This window comes from Pseudomonas hefeiensis, assembly GCF_030687835.1.
Classification (GTDB): domain Bacteria; phylum Pseudomonadota; class Gammaproteobacteria; order Pseudomonadales; family Pseudomonadaceae; genus Aquipseudomonas; species Aquipseudomonas hefeiensis.
In genome coordinates, this window is sequence record NZ_CP117449.1 from 3,822,452 (window position 1) to 3,842,023 (window position 19,572).

General features: G+C 61.5%; 17 protein-coding genes. 13 read left to right on the forward strand and 4 right to left on the reverse strand.

Annotated features, from left to right (window positions below; genetic code table 11):
- Window positions 1-810, forward strand: coding sequence for an ABC transporter permease (locus tag PSH57_RS17060; RefSeq protein WP_074877303.1), 810 nt, complete (start codon window positions 1-3; stop codon window positions 808-810).
- A 17-nt stretch (window positions 811-827) separates the two neighbouring features.
- The gene (locus tag PSH57_RS17065) at window positions 828-1,976 is read left to right on the forward strand and encodes an ABC transporter ATP-binding protein (protein ID WP_305384338.1); all 1,149 of its coding nucleotides are present in this window, start codon (window positions 828-830) and stop codon (window positions 1,974-1,976) included.
- Between the two features lie 394 nt (window positions 1,977-2,370).
- On the opposite strand, the gene PSH57_RS17070 is transcribed toward PSH57_RS17065, so the two are convergent.
- A complete protein-coding gene (locus PSH57_RS17070) occupies window positions 2,371-3,777 on the reverse strand; it encodes a purine-cytosine permease family protein (protein WP_305384339.1) in 1,407 nt (468 codons plus the stop codon).
- Between the two features lie 325 nt (window positions 3,778-4,102).
- Here PSH57_RS17070 and PSH57_RS17075 point away from each other — a divergent pair, with 325 nt between their 5' ends.
- Together PSH57_RS17075 and PSH57_RS17080 are read left to right on the forward strand one after the other, a co-directional pair.
- Window positions 4,103-4,588: a flavin reductase family protein gene (locus tag PSH57_RS17075; protein WP_305384341.1), complete on the forward strand. Its 486-nt coding sequence runs from the start codon at window positions 4,103-4,105 to the stop codon at window positions 4,586-4,588.
- Window positions 4,589-4,690: 102 nt separating this feature from the next.
- A complete protein-coding gene (locus tag PSH57_RS17080; RefSeq protein WP_305384342.1) occupies window positions 4,691-5,734 on the forward strand; it encodes an LLM class flavin-dependent oxidoreductase in 1,044 nt (347 codons plus the stop codon).
- Between the two features lie 137 nt (window positions 5,735-5,871).
- Here PSH57_RS17080 and PSH57_RS17085 read toward each other — a convergent pair whose 3' ends face one another.
- From PSH57_RS17085 to PSH57_RS17095, 3 genes are read right to left on the reverse strand one after another with little or no spacing between them, the layout of a single operon-like run.
- The gene (locus PSH57_RS17085; protein WP_305384343.1) at window positions 5,872-6,624 is read right to left on the reverse strand and encodes a PAS domain-containing protein; all 753 of its coding nucleotides are present in this window, start codon (window positions 6,622-6,624) and stop codon (window positions 5,872-5,874) included.
- A complete protein-coding gene (locus tag PSH57_RS17090) occupies window positions 6,625-7,296 on the reverse strand; it encodes a response regulator (protein WP_305384344.1) in 672 nt (223 codons plus the stop codon). It lies immediately after the preceding gene.
- Entirely contained in the window at window positions 7,265-8,335 is a 1,071-nt protein-coding gene (locus tag PSH57_RS17095) for an ATP-binding protein (protein ID WP_305384345.1), read from the reverse strand. The genes PSH57_RS17090 and PSH57_RS17095 overlap by 32 nt, the downstream gene beginning before the upstream one ends.
- Before the next feature lie 247 nt (window positions 8,336-8,582).
- On the opposite strand from PSH57_RS17095, the gene PSH57_RS17100 reads away from it, so the two are divergent.
- The 9 genes from PSH57_RS17100 (at window position 8,583) to PSH57_RS17140 (ending at window position 19,560) form a co-directional block, all read left to right on the forward strand.
- The gene (locus PSH57_RS17100) at window positions 8,583-9,029 is read left to right on the forward strand and encodes a dimethylamine monooxygenase subunit DmmA family protein (RefSeq protein WP_305384346.1); all 447 of its coding nucleotides are present in this window, start codon (window positions 8,583-8,585) and stop codon (window positions 9,027-9,029) included.
- Window positions 9,026-9,955: a PDR/VanB family oxidoreductase gene (locus tag PSH57_RS17105; RefSeq protein WP_305415945.1), complete on the forward strand. Its 930-nt coding sequence runs from the start codon at window positions 9,026-9,028 to the stop codon at window positions 9,953-9,955. Before PSH57_RS17100 ends, PSH57_RS17105 begins: the two co-directional genes overlap by 4 nt.
- A gap of 11 nt (window positions 9,956-9,966) precedes the next feature.
- The gene (locus PSH57_RS17110; protein WP_305384349.1) at window positions 9,967-10,983 is read left to right on the forward strand and encodes a heme-dependent oxidative N-demethylase family protein; all 1,017 of its coding nucleotides are present in this window, start codon (window positions 9,967-9,969) and stop codon (window positions 10,981-10,983) included.
- 27 nt (window positions 10,984-11,010) lie between these two features.
- Complete coding sequence (locus PSH57_RS17115) at window positions 11,011-12,141, forward strand: aminomethyl transferase family protein (RefSeq protein WP_305384350.1); 1,131 nt, start codon at window positions 11,011-11,013, stop codon at window positions 12,139-12,141.
- Between the two features lie 30 nt (window positions 12,142-12,171).
- Window positions 12,172-13,038 (forward strand): formyltetrahydrofolate deformylase, encoded by an 867-nt coding sequence (gene purU, locus PSH57_RS17120; protein ID WP_305384352.1) that lies wholly within the window; start codon window positions 12,172-12,174, stop codon window positions 13,036-13,038.
- A gap of 20 nt (window positions 13,039-13,058) precedes the next feature.
- Complete coding sequence (locus PSH57_RS17125; RefSeq protein WP_305384354.1) at window positions 13,059-14,426, forward strand: NAD(P)-binding domain-containing protein; 1,368 nt, start codon at window positions 13,059-13,061, stop codon at window positions 14,424-14,426.
- A gap of 14 nt (window positions 14,427-14,440) precedes the next feature.
- Window positions 14,441-16,783, forward strand: a complete 2,343-nt coding sequence (locus PSH57_RS17130) for a trimethylamine N-oxide demethylase (RefSeq protein WP_305384355.1) — start codon at window positions 14,441-14,443, stop codon at window positions 16,781-16,783.
- Between the two features lie 77 nt (window positions 16,784-16,860).
- The gene (locus tag PSH57_RS17135; protein WP_305415947.1) at window positions 16,861-18,540 is read left to right on the forward strand and encodes an APC family permease; all 1,680 of its coding nucleotides are present in this window, start codon (window positions 16,861-16,863) and stop codon (window positions 18,538-18,540) included.
- 96 nt (window positions 18,541-18,636) lie between these two features.
- A complete protein-coding gene (locus PSH57_RS17140) occupies window positions 18,637-19,560 on the forward strand; it encodes a bifunctional 5,10-methylenetetrahydrofolate dehydrogenase/5,10-methenyltetrahydrofolate cyclohydrolase (protein ID WP_305384358.1) in 924 nt (307 codons plus the stop codon).
- The last annotated feature ends 12 nt before the right edge of the window (window positions 19,561-19,572 follow it).

Sequence of the window (19,572 nt, forward strand, 5' to 3'; positions counted from 1 at the left end):
ATGCTCCTGACCCCCAATGCCATGAGCCGGCGCATGCGTTTCGGCCTGTATTTCACGACCGGCTTGATCGCGCTGTTCCTGCTGTTGCCGATCGTGTTCATCGTGCTGCTGTCCTTCGGCTCTTCCCAGTGGCTGGTGTTTCCGCCGCCGGGCTGGACGCTGAAATGGTACGGCCAGTTCTTCTCCAATCCCGATTGGATGAACGCAGCCATGGCCAGCCTCAAGGTCGCCGTGCTGACCACGATCTGCGCTGTAGCCCTGGGTTTGCCGACCGCTTTTGCCCTGGTACGCGGGCGCTTTCCAGGACGGGAAATGCTCTACGGCCTGTTCACCCTGCCGATGATCGTACCGCTGGTGATCATCGCCGTGGCGGTGTACGCGCTGTTTCTCAAACTCGGCTACACCGGAACGATGTTCGCTTTCGTGGTCAGCCACGTCATCGTAGCGCTGCCGTTCACTATCATCTCGATCATCAACTCGCTGAAGCTGTTTGATCAGTCCATCGAGGATGCTGCAGTCATCTGCGGCGCCTCGCGACTGCAGGCAGTGTTCAAGGTGACTTTTCCGGCAATCCGCCCGGGTATGGTCGCCGGTGCGCTGTTCGCGTTCCTGGTGTCGTGGGATGAAGTGGTGCTGAGCGTGATGATGGCTAGCCCTACCCTGCAAACCCTTCCCGTGAAAATGTGGACCACCCTGCGCCAGGACCTGACGCCCGTGATCGCCGTCGCTTCGACGCTGCTGATCGGCCTCTCGGTATTGGTCATGGTCATCGCCGCCGCCGTTCGCCGGCGCAATCAAATCAGCGCCTGAGCGCACAGGAGTACGACATGAGTGCCGTCATCAAAGCCCAGCAAAACGACAAACCGCTGGTCAGCCTGCGCAACCTGAACAAGTACTACGGCGACTTTGCCGCCGTGGACGACATCTCGCTGGACATCAAGGACGGTGAATTCCTGACTTTCCTCGGCTCCAGCGGCTCCGGCAAAAGCACCACCCTGTCGATGCTTGCCGGCTTCGAAACCCCGAGCAGCGGCGAGATCCAGGTCAATGGCCAGTCGTTGGTCAACGTACCACCGCACAAGCGTGACATTGGCATGGTGTTCCAGCGTTATTCGCTGTTTCCGCACCTGTCGGTGCGCGACAACATCGCGTTTCCACTGGCCATCCGCAAGCTGGCCGCCAGCGAGCGTGAGCGCCGGGTCGACGCGATGCTCAAACTGGTGCAACTGGAACAATTCGCCCATCGCCGCCCTTCACAACTTTCCGGTGGTCAGCAGCAACGGGTGGCGATCGCTCGGGCGCTGGTTTATGAACCACGCATTCTGCTGATGGACGAACCTCTCGGCGCCCTGGATAAAAAGCTTCGCGAAGACCTGCAGGATGAACTGCGTCAGTTGCATCGACGCCTGGGTATCACCATCGTCTACGTCACACACGACCAGGAAGAAGCCATGCGACTGTCCCAACGCATTGCCATCTTCAGCCACGGCAAAATCGTCGGCCTGGGCAGCGGCTACGACCTGTACCAGAACCCGCCGAATGCCTTTGTCGCATCGTTTCTGGGCAACTCCAACTTTCTCAAGCTCAAGGCCCAGGGCAACGCGGTCGCGACGTTTGAAGGTCAGTCTCTGTCGATTCGCCTGACCGCAGGGTTGCAGACCGATCAGGATGTTTTGCTGATGGTGCGGCCGGAGAAAGCGTTGGCCTTGAGTGTCGAGCAGGCCGCCCAGGAACCGTTGTCGGCGGGCTGGAATGAAGTTTCGGCCAAGGTCGTGGAAGTGCTGTTTCTTGGTGAAAGCCAGACTTGCAGTGTGGTGACCTCGGGCGGCACGTCGATGACCGTCAAGGCCCTCTCTGCCGCCGGCATGTCGCTCAAGGCTGGCGACCCGGTGCGAGTGCGCTGGGCGACTGCGGATGCATGCGTTTATACCGAATGGGCTGAGAGCGATCTGAATAAGGCTGCTGGCGCTCATTGATCCTCAAGCGACCCATGCCAGTGGGCCGCACGTTATCTTTCACCCTCGGGTCGCTGCAACGTCGGGTTGCAGCGGCCTTTTTTGATCTCACTATCCCCTCTGCCTGACTCATCGTTTTCACGAGCAAAGGCCCCGGGATCGCCACGAACACAACATCCGTGCCCTGCTCCGAGCGGATGTGTATCTCCCTCTCGAATACATCCTTCAGCCAACAACGCCGTCGCCCCTGACCAACCGCTTCCTCCAGCAAGCTCACACAGTGAATCTTGAGTGGGCACACTATCCGAGCTTGGTACCGATCAAATGTGCGTCTTCAGCCCCCCCTCTGTTCGCCATCCAAACGAAAATGCCCGGCACAGGCCGGGCATCTCAGACGAACAGAAGACGGGTTTGATTAATCGGCATAACCGAGTCTGGAAGCTTTGCGCTCTTGCGCTTGACTGCGGGTAGCCAGGCAATAATACAACGGGCAAGTCACCACCAACCCCACCAGCCACGACAGATCAGCCCCTTCCACCAAATTGGCATACGGCCCGACATACAACGACGTATTGGCAAACGGCAGCTGCACAATAATCCCGATGAAATACGCAACGATCGCATGCAGATTGAAACACCCGTAAATCCCGCCATCCGCACGGAAGATCGAGGCAATGTCATAACTGCCACGCTTGATCAGATAGAAATCAATCAGGTTGATCGACGCCCAAGGCACCAGCACCAGCAGCAGCGCCAAAATCAGGCCGATGAACTGCGAGATGAAGTCTGCGGAAGCGCCCAATGCGACGAAGCAGCACCCCGCCAGCACCCCACTCGACAACACCACGCGCACCTTGATGCTCGGCGTCCATTGGCTGGCGAAGGTCTGGATCGAGGTGATGATCGACAGCACCGCGCCATACAGATTCAAGGCGTTGTGGCTGATGATGTTGAGCAAAAACAGCACCATCAGAATCGGCCCCAGCCAACCAGTGGACTGCTTCACCGCTGCCATCGCCTCGGTGCCTTCCGGAGTCGCCAGCACCGCCACCGCGCCGAAGGTGAACGAGAGAATGGTACCCAGGGTCGCGCCCAGATACGTGGCGAAAAACGGACGGGCAATCCCGATATCCGCCGGCAGATAACGCGAGTAATCCGACACATAAGGCGAGAAGCTGATCTGCCAGATGATCCCCAGCGACACCGTCGCCAGCCAGCCCGACAGGTTGAAACCGCCGCGCGTGAAGAAGTCTGCCGGCAGGTCGTGGGCGAAGATGTAAAGGAAACCGGCGAGCAAGGCACTGCCCATGACCCAGGTGCCAATGCGATTGAGAGTGTGAATGAAGCGGTAGCCGATCACCCCGATCGCGGTGGCGCTCAGGGCGCCGATGAGGATGCTCGCCGGCACCGGAACCGAAGGCACAATTCCGACGATCGATTTTCCGGCCAGGACGATGTTGGAGATGAAAAAGCCGATATAGATGATCGCCGCAAAGAACACGATCAGCAGCGCACCGTAACGGCCGAACTGGCCGCGGCTCTGCACCATCTGCGGAATCCCCATGCGCGGGCCCTGGGCCGACGCGAGGGCAATCACCAGACCGCCAACCATGTGCCCGAGCGCAATCGCCAGCAGCCCCCAAAACAGGTCGAGGTGGAACACTTGGACCACCATGGCACCGGTCACGATGGGCAACGGCGCGATGTTGGTACTGAACCATAAAGTGAAAAGGTCGCGGGCCTTCCCGTGCCGTTCCGCGAGTGGGACGTAATCGACCGTATGATTCTCGATCAGGGGGTCTTGCCGGGACATCTGGGACATGTGAAATGAACTCTAGTTTGTCTGATCTTATAGTTGTATGAAGCCAAACCGGGGGAGCTCTTTGGCCACCCCTCAGATACCGGCCATATTATGGTATTCCATCTTTTACACAAGACTGATCCGGCCTTTTAGCGTCCATCTGACCCGTAGTCCTGGTGCCTCAGCGCCCGCAAAATGCGCTAAAAACCCTGTAAACATTGACTACAAGGCCGAACACGTACGTTTATCGGGCCAAAAAAAAAGCCCTTGCAAACTATGTATTACGGTATACCATCAGACCTACAAACACATAAAAATCCGCATTACACCGCCAGAGGACCGTCCCATGATCGATGCCGCCATCTACAAACAAGTGATGGGTTCGTTTCCTTCCGGGGTGACTGTGATCACCACGCTGGATGACGATGGCCAAATCGTCGGCCTGACCGCCAGCGCCTTCAGCTCGCTGTCCATGGACCCGGCCCTGGTGCTGTTTTGCCCCAACTACAGCTCCGATTCCTATCCGGTACTGATCAAGAACAAACGCTTTGCCATTCACGTCCTGTCCGGCGGCCAGCAGAACGAAGCCTATGCCTTCGCGCGCAAAGGCAAAGACAAGGCGCAAGGCATCGAATGGACCTTGAGCGAGCTGGGCAACCCGATTCTGGCTAACGCCACGGCGGTGATCGAATGCGAGCTATGGCGCGAATACGAAGGAGGCGACCACGCGATCATGGTCGGCGCGGTGAAGAACCTGATCGTGCCGCAGCAGAACGCCGGGCCACTGGTGTATTGCCACGGCAAAATGGGCGCCCTCCCTGTGCTCGCCTGATCCAGAAAATATTTTGCGCATATTGCGAATTTCGATTATCCAATAATCAGCCAGCCGACTCCCGATCGACCGGCCAACAACAAAAGATCCGAGGTAAGCGTCATGAAGTTTTCCCTGTTCGTGCACATGGAACGTTGGGACGAAAGTGTCAGCCACCGCCAGTTGTTCGAAGACCTGACCGAACTGACCCTGATGGCCGAGGCCGGTGGCTTCAGCACCGTCTGGATCGGCGAACACCACGCCATGGAATACACCATCTCACCAAGCCCAATGCCACTGCTGGCCTACCTGGCGGCCAAAACCACCACCATTCACCTCGGCGCCGGCACCATCATCGCGCCGTTCTGGCACCCGTTGCGGGTCGCCGGCGAATGCGCACTGCTGGACGTGATCAGTAACGGTCGCATGGAAGTCGGTCTGGCCCGTGGCGCCTATCAGGTGGAGTTCGACCGCATGGCCGGCGGCATGCCCGCCTCCTCCGGCGGTCAAGCGCTGCGCGAGATGGTTCCGGTGGTGCGCGCCCTGTGGCAAGGCGACTACGCTCACGATGGCGATATCTGGAAATTCCCGACATCCACCAGCGTACCCAAGCCGATCCAGAAGCCCAACCCGCCGATGTGGATCGCCGCTCGCGACCCGGATTCGCATAACTTCGCTGTGGCAAACGGCTGCAATGTCATGGTCACTCCGCTGATGAAGGGCGACGAAGAAGTCCTCGACCTGAAGAGCAAGTTTCAGACCGCCTTGGACAACAACCCTGACGTACCGCGCCCGCAACTGATGGTGCTGCGTCACACCCACGTGCATGCGGCCGATGACCCCGAGGGCTGGAAAGTCGGGGCGAAGGCGATCTCGAAGTTCTACCGCACCTTCGATGCCTGGTTTGGCAACAAGGAAGTGCCGGTCAACGGCTTCCTGGCGCCGAGCCCGGAAGAAAAATTCGCCGCTCGCCCGGAGTTCGAACTGGAGAGCCTGCACAAGACTGCCATGATCGGCACCGCGGAAGAAATCATCCCGCGCATCAAGTATTACCAGGAACTGGGGGTCGATGAGTTCAGCTTTTGGTGCGATAACAGCCTGCCCCATGCAGAGAAGAAAAAATCTCTGGAGCTGTTTATCAAGCAGATCGTTCCCGCGTTTCGATAACACCCAGAGTTCTATATAGGGAGCGGGCTTGCTTGCGAAGGCGGTGTATCAGTCAACATTGATTTCGACTGACACTCCCTCTCGCGAAAAAGCCCGTACACACCTGATTTGCTGTGCACTACAAACCTCATAGCCCTTCAGGGCTGAGCCGCCCGCCGCTCGAAAATCGCCCCCTCGATACCCAGCACTTCCCGGGTGTCGGCATAGATCCCCACACCCTTTTCCCAGACATGCTTGATCGACTGATCGGCGCAACGTATCCGGTAATTGAGTTCGAACGGCTCCTGCCGCGACAAGGCATATTGCACCTCGCGCCAGACGTAATCGGCATCCTGCGCCAGGATCAGGCTGTTGTAGGTGAATTCATGGTTGTCCACCAGCCGCTCCGGTGGATACCCGGTCAGTTGCAGGCAACCGGCGCTGACGAACTCCATGGTCCAGTCGCGGTTGTTGCGGCCGCGATAGATCAGGCCCGGCATGCTGTCGAGCAAGCTCATGCTGCTGCGCTGGCTGGCCTGCAAGGCGATCTCGCGCCGCTTGTGCGCAGTGATGTCGCCGGCCACCAGATAGAAACCCTGCGGCCCGCGCTTCAGGCTGACATCGAACCAGCGCAGTTCCCCCGAAGGGTGAACAAAACGCAGCCGCTGGTTGAACGAGGTGTCGGGACGCCGACGCAGTTCATTCAAGGCCTGACGCCACAACGAACGGTCTTCGTGGTGCACATAGTCGATGAGGTTGCACTCCGTGCCCGGCAAATCCATCAGCTCGACCCAGGCCAGGTTGAAGTGGGCGATCTGACCGTTATCGCGAAGTTCGAGCAACGCCGCCGGAAAGAGATCCATCAGGTGCAAGGGCAGTGTCTGCACAAATGCCTCTGGCCGTTCCATCATCTAGTGACGCTCCTCGTGTCTCACCGACGCGGCGTTGTGCACCCACGCCGCCAGCTCCAGGCGCGAGTGCAGGCTGAGTTTTTGCAACAGATTCCTCACATAGATTTTGACCGTGCCATCGCTGATCCCCAGTTCCCGGCCGATCTGTTTATTGCTCATGCCAGCAGCGATCAGGGCCAGGGTCTGCCCCTCCCGCTCGGTCAGGTTGCCGGTGTCGAGCGGATCCGAATCGTGCGCAGGCCGGGTGACCGACTCGCGCTGATCGGCCAGCAGCGCAATCAGGGTTGAATCCAGAACGATTGCGCCCTTGTGGCAATTGCGCATGTAGTCCAACAACGCATCAGGCTCGGTTTCCTTGAGCACATAACCACTGGCCCCCAGGCGCAGGGCGGTCAACAGCTCGGCACGATCCATCGATGCGGTGAGCACCACCACCTGGCAGTCGAGGCGCAACTGACGTAGTTCGTCGAGCACCTGCAAACCGCTCAAGCCGGGCATATGCAGATCAAGCAAAACCTGCTGCGGCGCCAGGCTCACAGCCAGGTTGATGCCTTCGCGCCCACTGGCGGCCTGCCCCACTACTTCGAAGTCGTCGCTGGCGCCGAACAGCTGTGCCAGTCCTTTGCGAAACAACGGGTGATCATCGATCAGTAATAAGGTCGTGCAGTCCATCGAAACTCCCCTGTGGCAGGTCTTGGTGGCAGCGAAGGCCAAGGTGCACGCGGACCCCGTGCGGGCGGATCGCCTCAATGGTCAGTCGGGCGCCAATGCTCGCGGCGCGCTCGCGGATAATCGCCAGGCCGAAATGGTTGTCCTCCCCTGACGCCGGGCTCAGTCCGATGCCGTCATCCTCCACCGAAACAGAAGCATCACCGTCCTGGTTTTGCCGCAACTCGATGCGCACATGCCGTGCATGGGAATGGCGTACCGCGTTGGCCAGTGCCTCGCGAATGATCTGCAAAATCTGCAATTCGGTTTCCGGGCTCAAAGCGTCATCAGCCAGGCGATTGTCCAGTTCAAAAACGATGATGCAGCGCCGCGAGAACTCGGCGACAGAGTCGGCCAGGGCCTGGCGCAGTGAGCGCCCGTCCATGGTCAGGCGAGCGCTGGTGATCAGTTCGCGCACCTGGCGCTGCAGTTGGCTCAATCCGGCGCACAGGTCCTGCAAACCCGCAGTGGCTTGTTGCGGCTCGCCCAACCGGGATTGCAAGCCATGGGCCTGGAACGACAGGTAACCAAGTTGCTGTGCCACCGAGTCGTGCAACTCACGGGCCAAGGCTCCGTGACGGGACGTCGCCTGTTTACGCTGCTGCTCACGGTTGTAGCTGCGCAAGCGCACGGCCACGCCGACCGCCTGCGCCGCCTCCTCCAGTAGTTGGCGCCAACTGGCACCGGCCCGTTTGGGGCTATCGAGCAGCAACACACCCTTTTGGCCCTCGGGCAAGGCGCACACCAGGCGGTGCACGCCGCGTTGCTGGCACGTGCCGCAGGCTTGGGGGGTGTCTGCCGCGCGTGCGTCGCGCCAGGGGCAAGTCGCCACGTCCAGGCAGCCCTCGATCAAGCCGCGTCGCGTCGGGCTGAGGTCTTCACCGCCAAGGATCAGGTTCAGCCTGGCAGGTGGCAGCAGTGCGTCGAAACGGTCCAGAAAACCCGATAAGGCACCGTCAGCGTGCGCCTGGCTCAAAGGCAACCCGGCCAACAGCTTGCGCACGCTGCGTGCCTGTTCGGGGCGCACAGGCCCTAACCAGAGCGGCCACCACTGCGATCGTGTTCGCACTCTCGATAACTCCCCCGTCCGGTTGCTCCACGCGCCTCGAACACCAGCAACTTCCATGCCCCGACGGCCGTGTAGCAAGGCTTATCTCCAAAGACATAGCCCTTTTTCCGGATTGAGAAGATTTTCCCCCTAGGAAAGTATCTCTCCCAACAGGAAATAAAAAAGCATTTGGAGAGCCCGCATGAAGCCCACCCTTAACCGCCCCATCGTGGTGACGCAATCGGAAACCGTCTGCGCGCAGGTTGTCGCTGAACTGGACAACCCCCTGCTGTTGAACGGCGAACAACCCGACTTCGCCCGGTGCTTGCAACACGTATTGGCCAGCGCAACCGTGGGTTGTCGGCTCTACCTGCTGGGCGATGAAGCTTTTGTCTGGCGCATCCACGCCGAGGCCCGCGCCGCAGGCCTGGAAGACGACGAGATCAGCATGAGCTGCGCAACGCCCGGCCTGCGCCAGGTGTACTGCGCGCACTGTGGCCTGACCCAGGCGGCCGGGCCGGAGTCGTCGCTGAACTGCATCGGTTGCCACGTCGGGCTGGAGGTGCGCACGCATTTTTCCCGGCGCCTGGGGGCTTACCTCGGCGTGTGCATCAACCCCGACCAGCCCTATGCGGCCTTCCAGCCATGAGCGCGGTCCTCAACGTTCAGGTCAGCGCGGCAAGAATGCTCACGCCGGTGGTGCGCGAATTAACCCTGACGGCCTGCGACGGCGCCCTGCCCGGCTTCTCGCCCGGCAGCCATGTGCAGGTGCATTTGCCCCTGGCCGAGGGCAAGGTGCGCAACGCCTACTCACTCACCAACGACCCGGCGCACATCCAGCACTACCGCATCGCCGTGCGCCTACAGGAGGCTTCTCGTGGCGGCTCGCGGTACCTGCATCACCAGGTTCAGCTCGGCGACACCTTGCAGATTTCGCCGCCGGCCAATCTGTTCGCGCCCCACGGCACCGCACACCTGCACATCCTGATCGCCGCCGGCATCGGCATCACACCGTTCATGGCCTATATCGCCGCGATGGAACAGCAGCAGGCCCGTTTTGAACTGCATTACCTGTTTCGCCCGGGCATCAGCGACGCCTACCTCGACGAACTGCAACAACACCTCGGCGCGCGCCTGCATGCGTACGACAGACGGCCCGACCTGAGCCAGATCCTCGCCGACCGGCCGCTGGGCAGCCACGTCTATACCTGTGGCCCGCAGTCGCTGCTCGACGCGGTTGAGCGTGAGGCCACGCGCCTCGGTTGGCCGCGCAAACGCGTGCATTCGGAAGCGTTCAAAGGCGCGCAACCCGGCCAGCCCTTCGACCTGCACCTGCTGCGCAGCGGCCGGCGCCTGCGCGTCGAGGCCGAGCAGAGCCTGCTCGAAGCCCTGGAACACGCCGGGGTGCAAGTGCCCAACCTGTGCCGTGGCGGGGTCTGCGGTCAGTGCATCACACGCCACCAGGGCGGTGCCATCGAACACCGCGACAGCTTCCTCAGCCCGGCCGAGCAGGCCGACTTTCTGATGCCCTGCGTCTCGCGCGGCTGCGGCCCCTGCATTTCGCTGGACCTATAGGAGTGAGTGACATGCCCCTGCAAACGAGCCCCGTGCTGAGCTATCGCGACGACTTCAGCTTTCGCAACAGCCCTGCGGCAATCCGCCGTTTCCCCTTTCCCTTTGTCGAGGACAGCTACCTGTACTCGGTCAATATCGAACCGGCCACCTCCCGCGACCCCGGTTCGATCTATGAGCACGCCTTCGACATCGACGAGCACTACCGCTCGGAAATGGCCGAACGCGCCCTGGTGCTGGACAAGGACCCGCGCCGCTACCTGGTGATGCCGCACATGCAAGTGGCGGCCTGGGATGCATTACAGATGCTGATGGAACACCTGGCCGCCGACTACCCGCAGTGGTTCAGCCTGGCGTGTGACGGCGACCGTTGGCATTGGTGCAACCGCCTGCTGGAGATCAGTCAGCCGTTCATTTTCGGTGATGCCACCAGCCTGCCCTGCGCGCCGCTGGAGTACATCGGCCGCCAGGTCCAGGGGGATTTCGCCCTGCTCGACCAGCGCGACGGTGACCTGTACATGGACGCCGGCCTGGTCACCAGTCCGGCCGACTGGTCCCTGGCCTTCGACGCCGGCATGAGCTTCAAACAGTGGCATTCACCGGTGCCTATGGCCCACCAGATGGGCGTGTTCGACCGCGCGCTGAAGTACCTGCTCAACCTGCAAGTGGGCCAGCCAGTGCGGCGCCTGAACTGGACGCTGACCATCAACCCGCGCCTGGATTCCTCGCCCGAGACGTTCCATGAATGGGGTGCCGACCGAGGCCGCATCACCGCCGAAAACGTCGGGCAACAGGTTCACCTGCGCGTCGAGCTGCAAGTGATGGCTCGTCTGCCACGCAGCAACGCGGTGATGTTCAGCATCCGCACCTACCTGATCAGCCTGGATGAACTGGTCACTCAACCCGGCTGGGGTTGTCGCCTGCACCGCGTATTGCGCGACCTGCCCGATCCCATCGCTGACTACAAGGGCATGACCCGCTACCGAACCACGCTGGTCGAGTGGCTGAGCCAATTCGACCCGCACGCCTGACCTCTCTTTCCCGACAAGGACCCTCACATGACCCTTTCATGGCGTATTTCTGCATTGGCCGAGCGGCACCGCGCCCTCGGTTCGAACCTTGAAGACTGGAATGGCATGGGCACCGCCTGGACCTACAGCAGCGCGCTGGCCGACCACCACGAAGCAATCCGCACCCGCGCCGGGCTGATGGACGTGTCCGGCCTGAAAAAAGTCCACTACGTGGGGCCCCACGCCGAGAGCCTGTTGCAGTGGGCCACCACCCGCGACATCGCCAAACTCTACCCCGGTAAATCGGTGTACGCCTCGATGCTCGATGAGGAAGGCAAGTTCGTCGATGACTGCATCGTCTACCGCACCGGGCCTAACGCGTTCATGGTGGTCCACGGCGCCGGCATCGGTCACGAAATGCTTGTGCGCTCATCCCAGGGCCGGCAAGTGGCGGTGCTGTTCGATGACGACCTGCACGACCTGTCGCTGCAAGGGCCGCTGGCAGTGGATTTTCTCGCCGAGCACGTCCCCGGGATTCGTCAGCTGCCCTATTTCCATCACCTGCAAACCCGCCTGTTCGATCGCCCGGTGATGATCTCTCGCACCGGCTACACCGGCGAGCGCGGCTACGAGATTTTCTGCAAGGCCGCCGATGCCCCAGCGCTGTGGGACACGATCCTTGAACAAGGCGCGGGCCTGGGCATCATCCCTTGCGCCTTTACCGCCCTGGACTGGTTGCGGGTGGAAAGCTCGCTGATGTTTTTCCCCTATGACAACTCGCAGATGTACCCCTTCGCCGACCAGAAGGCCGGCGACACCCTGTGGGAAATGGGCCTGGACTTCACCGTCTCACCCGGCAAACAGGCCTTCCGTGGTGCCGAGGAACACCTGCGCCTGCGCGGTCAGGAACGCTTCAAGATCACCGGTGTGCTGCTCGAGGGCGTACGCCCGGCCGAGGCCGGCGACACCCTGTGGCAGGGCAACCAGCAAGTCGGCGTGATCACCTGCGGCATGTACTCGCGCCTGAGCAAGCGCTCCATGGCCATCGCCCGGATGAGCGTCGCCTGCGCCGTGCCCGGCGTTGCACTGCAGGTACGCGGCAGCCTTGAAGCGGACGCCGTGACCCACGCCCTGCCCTTCGACGACCCGGAAAAAACCAAACGCACGGCCAAGGGCTGAGCCTTCCCTCACTTTACTCAGGAGCCTTCGATGGACGCCTCCAGCGAACATTACATTCTCAAGATCACCTGCCCGGCGGCGTCCGGGATCGTCGCTGCGATCAGTGCCTGCCTGACCCGGCAGCAGTGCTACATCAGCGAACTGACGCAGTTTGACGACGAGTTCACCGGGCAGTTTTTCATGCGCGCGGTGTTCCGTTTCAACACTGGCGTCAGCGGTGATATCGGCGCCCTGCGCGAAGGCCTGGGCGATCTGGCCGGCGGCTTCGACATGCAGTGGCAATTGTTCAGTTCGCACCAACCGACCCGGGTGCTGCTGATGGTCAGCAAGTTCGACCATTGCCTTACCGACCTGCTCTATCGCCACCGTAAGGGCGAGATGGACATGCACATCACCGCCGTGGTTTCCAACCACCTGGACCTGCGGGCGATGGCCGAGCGCGAGGGCATTCGCTTCATCTACCTGCCGATCACCAAGGACAGCAAGGCCAGCCAGGAGGCCGAGTTGATGCGCATCGTCGAGGACACTCAGACCGATCTGGTGGTGCTTGCCCGCTACATGCAGATTCTGTCCGACGGCCTGTGCCAGCAGCTGTCCGGCCGGGCCATCAACATCCATCACTCGTTCCTGCCCGGGTTCAAGGGCGCCAAACCCTATCACCAGGCCTATGACCGCGGCGTGAAACTGATCGGTGCCACCGCCCATTACGTCACCAGCGACCTCGACGAAGGCCCGATCATCGAGCAGGAAATCCAGCGCGTCGATCACACGCACCTGCCTGATTCTCTGGTTGCCATCGGCCGCGACACCGAGACCGTCGCCCTTTCCAAAGCCCTGAAATACCACCTGGAACACCGGGTGTTCATCAACCAGGACAAGACAGTGATCTTTCGCTGAAAGCCTCAGGAGGCACGCTCATGACTCTACGTGTAGCAATCATCGGCGCCGGCCCATGCGGCCTGGCCCAACTTCGCGCCTTCCAGTCGGCCCGCGACAAGGGCGCCGCGATCCCGGAACTGGTGTGTTTCGAAAAACAGCAGGACTGGGGCGGCATGTGGAACTACACCTGGCGCACTGGCCTGGATGAGAACGGCGAACCGGTGCACGGCAGCATGTACCGCTACCTGTGGTCCAACGGCCCGAAGGAATGCCTGGAGTTCGCCGACTACACCTTTGAAGAACATTTCGGTCGGCCGATCGGCTCCTATCCGCCGCGCGAAGTGCTGTGGGACTACATCAAGGGCCGCGTGGAAAAGGCCGGCGTACGCGACTACATCCGCTTCAACAATGTGGTGCGCCAGGTCACCTTCGACGAACAGACCCAGCGCTTCACCCTGTACGCCCACGACTACAACAGCGACACGTTGACCTGCGAGGAATTCGATTACGTGATCAATGCCTGCGGCCACTTCTCCACGCCCAAGGTACCGTACTTCGAAGGTTTCGAGCAGTTCGCCGGGCGCATCCTGCATGCCCACGATTTTCGCGAGGCGCTGGAATTCAAGGGCAAGGATCTGCTCATCGTCGGCAGCAGCTATTCGGCCGAGGATATCGGCTCGCAATGCTACAAATACGGCGCCCGCAGCATCACCAGCTGTTATCGCACCGCGCCCATGGGCTACGCCTGGCCGGACAACTGGGAAGAAAAGCCGCTGCTCAAGCGTCTGGAAAACAACCGTGCCTATTTTGTCGACGGCAGCAGCAAGCACATCGACGCGGTGATCCTGTGCACCGGCTACAAACATCACTTCCCGTTCCTGCCCGATGAGCTGAGCCTGAAGACCGACAACCGCCTGTGGCCGATGAACCTCTACAAGGGCGTGTTCTGGGAACCCAACCCACGGCTGATCTACCTCGGCATGCAGGACCAGTGGTACTCGTTCAACATGTTCGATGCCCAGGCCTGGTATGCCCGCGATGTGATCCTGGGGCGCATTCAACTGCCCAGCCACGACCAAATGGTCGCCGACAGCCAGCAATGGCACGAACGGGAACAGACACTGGAAACCAACCAGCAGATGTTCGAATACCAGGGCGCCTACATCCAGCACCTGGTAGACGCCACCGACTACCCGAACTTCGACATCGCCGCTGTCAATGAAACCTTCCTCCACTGGAAGCACGACAAAGCCGAAAACATCATGGGTTATCGCGACAAGTCCTATCGCTCGTTGATGACCGGCACCCAGTCACCGCCGCACCACACCCCCTGGCTGCATGCGCTGGACGACTCAATGGCGGCGTACCTCGCTGAGCCGCCAACGTCCATCACGTCGGTCGGTTGACCTGGAGGTTCATCATGCATGCACCTCGTGTCTCTCATCCCCGGGAGCCCGGACTGTTTGCCCGGGCCCCGACCCTGGAGCGCTATAGGGTAGCGGCCGGAGGCCTGACACTGGTGGCCTTGCAACCCGGCGACAGCCTGCAGGTGATCGACCTTGAAGGGCAGCAACCCTGTGAACTGCTGGCCATGGACACCAACGGGCGCAGCACACTGGCGGCCTGGGCATTGAGCGGTTCGGCGGCCTGCGGGTTCATCGGTGCACGGCTCGCCGAGCCGACCGTGCAAGCTCGGCGTATCAACCAGGCGTTGAGCCGACGCGGTATTGAGCCATACCAACTGCCCAGCGCGGCTTCGCTCTGGGACGAGGACAGCCCTGCCGACTTCAGTCGCCACTTTGTCGCCAGCGAAGAACTGCTGGTGATTGTCGCTGCGCCCGCCGGGCCAACATCCGTCGACCGGCAGTATCGGCCCAGCGAACTGAGGTTGTGGGTGACACGAGCCAATCCTTCGTCGCTGCTGCTCCCGGCGTTGCCCGAACCGTTGGGCGAGTTACTCGACGAGTTCACAATTCACGCCGGCACCGCTCACAGTTACACCGTCGGCAAAGGGCAGTACGTGCAGGTGCTGGATGTCGCCGGTCGCCAATGCTCGGACTTCGTCGCCCTCGACCGTCGCGCCCTGGATCGCGGCCTGGAGCTGGACCTGGACCAGACCGTCACCCGCACCTTGAACGGTAGCGCCTACCCGGCACCGGGACTGTTCTCGAAGTTTTTCGACCGGCAGATGCAGCCGATGCTGGAGGTGGTGCGTGACACCGTCGGCCGCCACGACTCCTTCGCCCTGGCCTGCGCCGCGCGCTACTACGAGAGCCATGGCTACTTCGGGCACGACAACTGCAGCGACAACCTGAGCCGGGCCCTGGCGCCCCACGGGGTCGAGGCGCGCAGCGGTTGGCCGGCGATCAATTTGTTCTTCAACACCGGCATCGACGCCCACCAGCAGATGACGCTGGACGAGCCCTGGTCGCGCCCCGGCGATTACGTGCTGCTGCGGGCCATGACCGATCTGCTGTGTGGCAGCACCTCATGCCCGGACGACATCGACCCGGCCAACGGCTGGAACCCGACCGATATCCAGGTCCGCATCTACAGCGAAAAGGAGCGTTTTTCCATCGCCATGAGCACTCGAACCACGGCCGATGCCGACCCGATCCTCACCCGTGAGTCCGCGTTCCACTCACGTACCAGCGCCTTGACCGGCAGCTTTACCGACTACCGCAATTGGTGGCTACCACTGCGCTACGACGGCTATGGCGCAGTCGAGGAATACCTCGGTTGCCGTGAACGCGTCGCGGTGATGGACCTGACCGCGCTGCGCAAATTCGAAATCATCGGCCCCGACGCCGAAGCCTTGCTGCAGTACTGCCTGACCCGGGATGTACGGCGCCTGGCGGTGGGTCAAGTGGTGTATTCGGCGATGTGCCACGAACACGGCGGCATGCTCGACGACGGCACCCTGCTGCGCCTGGGCCCGGACAATTTCCGCTGGATCTGTGGCGAGGATTACGCCGGAGTCTGGCTACGCGAACAGGCGCAAAAGCTCGGCATGAAGGTCTGGGTCAAATCCGCCAGCGAACAGATTCACAACCTGGCCGTCCAGGGCCCGATGAGTCGTGAACTGCTCAAGCAGATGGTCTGGACCCCAGCGACCCAACCGAGCCTGGAAACCCTGGGCTGGTTCCGGTTCCTGGTGGGCCGCCTGGACGGTTACGACGGCTGCCCGCTGATGATCTCGCGCACCGGCTACACCGGCGAACTGGGCTACGAAGTCTGGTGCCAGCCCGAAGATGCCGAGCGGGTCTGGGACCGAATCTGGGCGCTGGGCCACCCCTTGGGCCTGGTGCCGTTGGGCCTGGAAGCGCTGGACATACTGCGCATCGAAGCCGGGCTGATTTTCGCCGGCTACGAGTTCAGCGACCAGACCGATCCTTTCGAGGCGGGTATCGGTTTTTCTGTGCCGATGAAAAGCAAAACCGACGACTTCATCGGCCGCGATGCGCTGTTGCGACGCAGCGCCCACCCCGCCCACAAGCTGGTGGGCCTGCAACTGAGTGGCAACGAAGCCGCCCACCACGGTGACCCGGTGTATCGCGGCCGGGCCCAGGTCGGGGTCATCACCAGTGCCTGCCGCTCGCCGCTGCTGGCCAGCAACATCGCGCTGTGCCGGGTCGATGTGGCCTGCGCCGACGTCGGCACCACGCTTGAGATCGGCAAAGTCGATGGCCTGCAGAAGCGCATCAGCGCCGAGGTCACCGCAGCGATTTTCTACGACCCGCAAAAGAGCCGGGTGCGCAGTTGATCGACCAGACGGACCTGGGCGCCACCCTGACTTTGACTGCCGCCACTACTCCGCTACTCAGACATGGGAATACGAAGATGGAAGCGACTACGTTCGAGACCGTACCGCAGGCCGCCAGCTCAGTGGGCAGCCTGCACCGCAAGATCGATTGGCGCGGGGCTTTCTGGGTCGCCAGTGGCGTGCCCGCGCTGGTGCTGTTTTCAATCGGTGCGATTGCCGCCACGGTGGGCAAACCGGCGTGGATCGTCTGGATCGTGTCGATCCTGTTCGGGTTTATCCAGGCCTTCACCTACGCCGAAATCGCCGGACTGTTTCCACACAAATCCGGCGGTGCCTCGGTCTATGGCGCGGTCGCCTGGGTGCGCTATAGCAAGCTGATCGCGCCGGTTTCGGTGTGGTGCAACTGGCTGGCCTGGTCACCGGTGCTGTCGATCGGTTCAGGGCTGGCAGCCGGCTACATACTCACCGCACTGTTTCCCGCCGATGCGCTGATCAATACCTGGCAACTGACCCTGGTCGATCTGGGCTGGATCAAGAGTGGCCTGTCGCTGCGGATCAATGCAACATTCGCCATCGGTCTGTTGATCTTGCTGACAGTTTTCGCCGTACAGCATGGCGGCATTCTGCGCTCGGCGCGTCTGACCCTGGTGCTCGGCGTGACATCGCTGATCCCCTTGCTGCTGGTGGGCGTGGTGCCGTTGTTCACCGGTGATTCGGCCCAGGCCAATTTCCTGCCGTTGTACCCCCTGGCCCATGATGCGGCCGGGCAAGTGATCGATGGGCCCTGGGATCTGTCCGGCTGGTCGCTGATGGCCGGCGGTCTGTTCATGGCCGCGTGGTCCACCTACGGCTTCGAAACGGCGGTGTGCTACACCCGGGAATTCAAGGACCCCAAGCGCGACACGTTCAAGGCGATTTTCTATGCGGGCCTGCTGTGCATCCTGGTATTCACCCTGGTGCCCCTAGCGTTTCAAGGCAGCCTGGGGCTTGGCCAACTGGTGACACCGGCCGTGCTGGACGCCAGTGGTGCGGTGGTTTCGCCGGCGGTCTACAGTGGCCTGTTGTCGCCAGCGATCTACAGCGGCATGGGCGTCGGCCAGGTGATGGCGGACAGTATCGGCGGCGGCAAACTGGTCGCCAACATCGTGTTGATCATGCTGGTCCTGGCCACCTTGCTGGCGATCATGACGTCGATGTCCGGCTCATCGCGCACCTTGTACCAGGCGTCGGTGGACGGCTGGCTGCCGAAGTACCTGGGCCGAACCAATGAACACGGCGCGCCCACCGCCGCGATGTGGACCGACCTGTCTTTCAACCTGCTGCTATTGCTGATGTCCGACTATGTCTTCGTGCTCGCCGCGTCCAACGTCAGCTACATCATCTTCAACTTCCTCAACCTCAATGCTGGCTGGATCCATCGCCTGGACCGTCCCGACTGGATACGCCCGTACAAAGCCCCTACCGTGCTTCTGGCAGCCGGTGGCGTGCTGAGCTTCGTCAACCTGGCCTGCATGGGGCTGGGCGCCGATATCTGGGGCGCGGGAACGCTGATGACCGGCCTGCTGCTGGCGCTGTTGATCCTGCCGGTGTTCTGCTACCGCCACTATGTCCAGGACAAGGGACTGTTCCCCGAAGCCATGCTTAACGATCTCTATGTTCAGGCTGATGCCGGTCAGAAACGCGCTGGCTGGTTGCCTTACGTCACGCTGATCGCGGGTGTCCTTGTGGTGTACGGCAGCCATCAATTGGTAGTCTGAGCGCCCTTGCCAGCAGAACGCTGATAAATCATCGAGGTGCAACGACGCCTCGGTGATTGTTTCGCCCCTCTATCCATCAAGACAACGGTGACTCTTTTGATCAGCACCACCCCTGCACTTGCCCGCGACATCGACGGCAAGGCCATCTCCGCTCTGGTTCTCAACGAGGTTCGAGAGGAGGTTCTGGCCCTCGCGGGACAGCACATTTACCCTGCCCTGGCGGTACTGTTGGTGGGTGAAGACCCGGCCAGCGAGGTTTACGTGCGCAACAAACTGCTGCGGGCCAAGGACGTCGGCATCCGCTCACTGGAGTACCGTCTGGCAGAAAACACCAGCCAGCATCAGGTGCTGGAACTGATTGCCCAACTGAACGCCGATGTCACGGTGAACGGGATTCTGGTGCAACTGCCATTGCCGGGGCATATCGACGAGGCGGCGGTCATTCATGCCATCGACCCGATCAAGGACGTGGACGGTTTTCATCGGGAAAACGTCGGCGGCCTGGTACAAGGCATAGAAGTCCTTACGCCCTGCACGCCCAGCGGCTGCATGCGCCTGCTGCACGAAACCTGCGGTGATGTGAGTGGCTTGCACGCCGTGGTCGTCGGGCGTTCGAACATCGTCGGCAAGCCCATGGCGACCTTGCTGTTGCAGGCGCACTGTTCGGTCAGCGTGGTGCACTCACGCAGTGTCGATGCCCCGGCGTTGTGTCGACTGGCCGATATCGTCGTCGCAGCGGTGGGCCGTCCCGGGCTGATTGATGCCAGTTGGCTCAAGCCTGGCGCGGTGGTGATCGATGTCGGGATCAATCGCATCACGGACGAATCCGGCAGCCATCTGGTGGGCGATGTCAACTACGCCAGCGCGCGCACCGTCGCCAGCGCTATCACGCCGGTACCCGGTGGCGTCGGGCCGATGACCATTGCTTATCTGTTGAAGAACACCCTGACCGCCAGCCAGTTGCAGCGTGCAGCCCAGACCCGTGAACAGAAATCTGCCAGCCATCTGGTTATGAGTTGAACACAACGCATA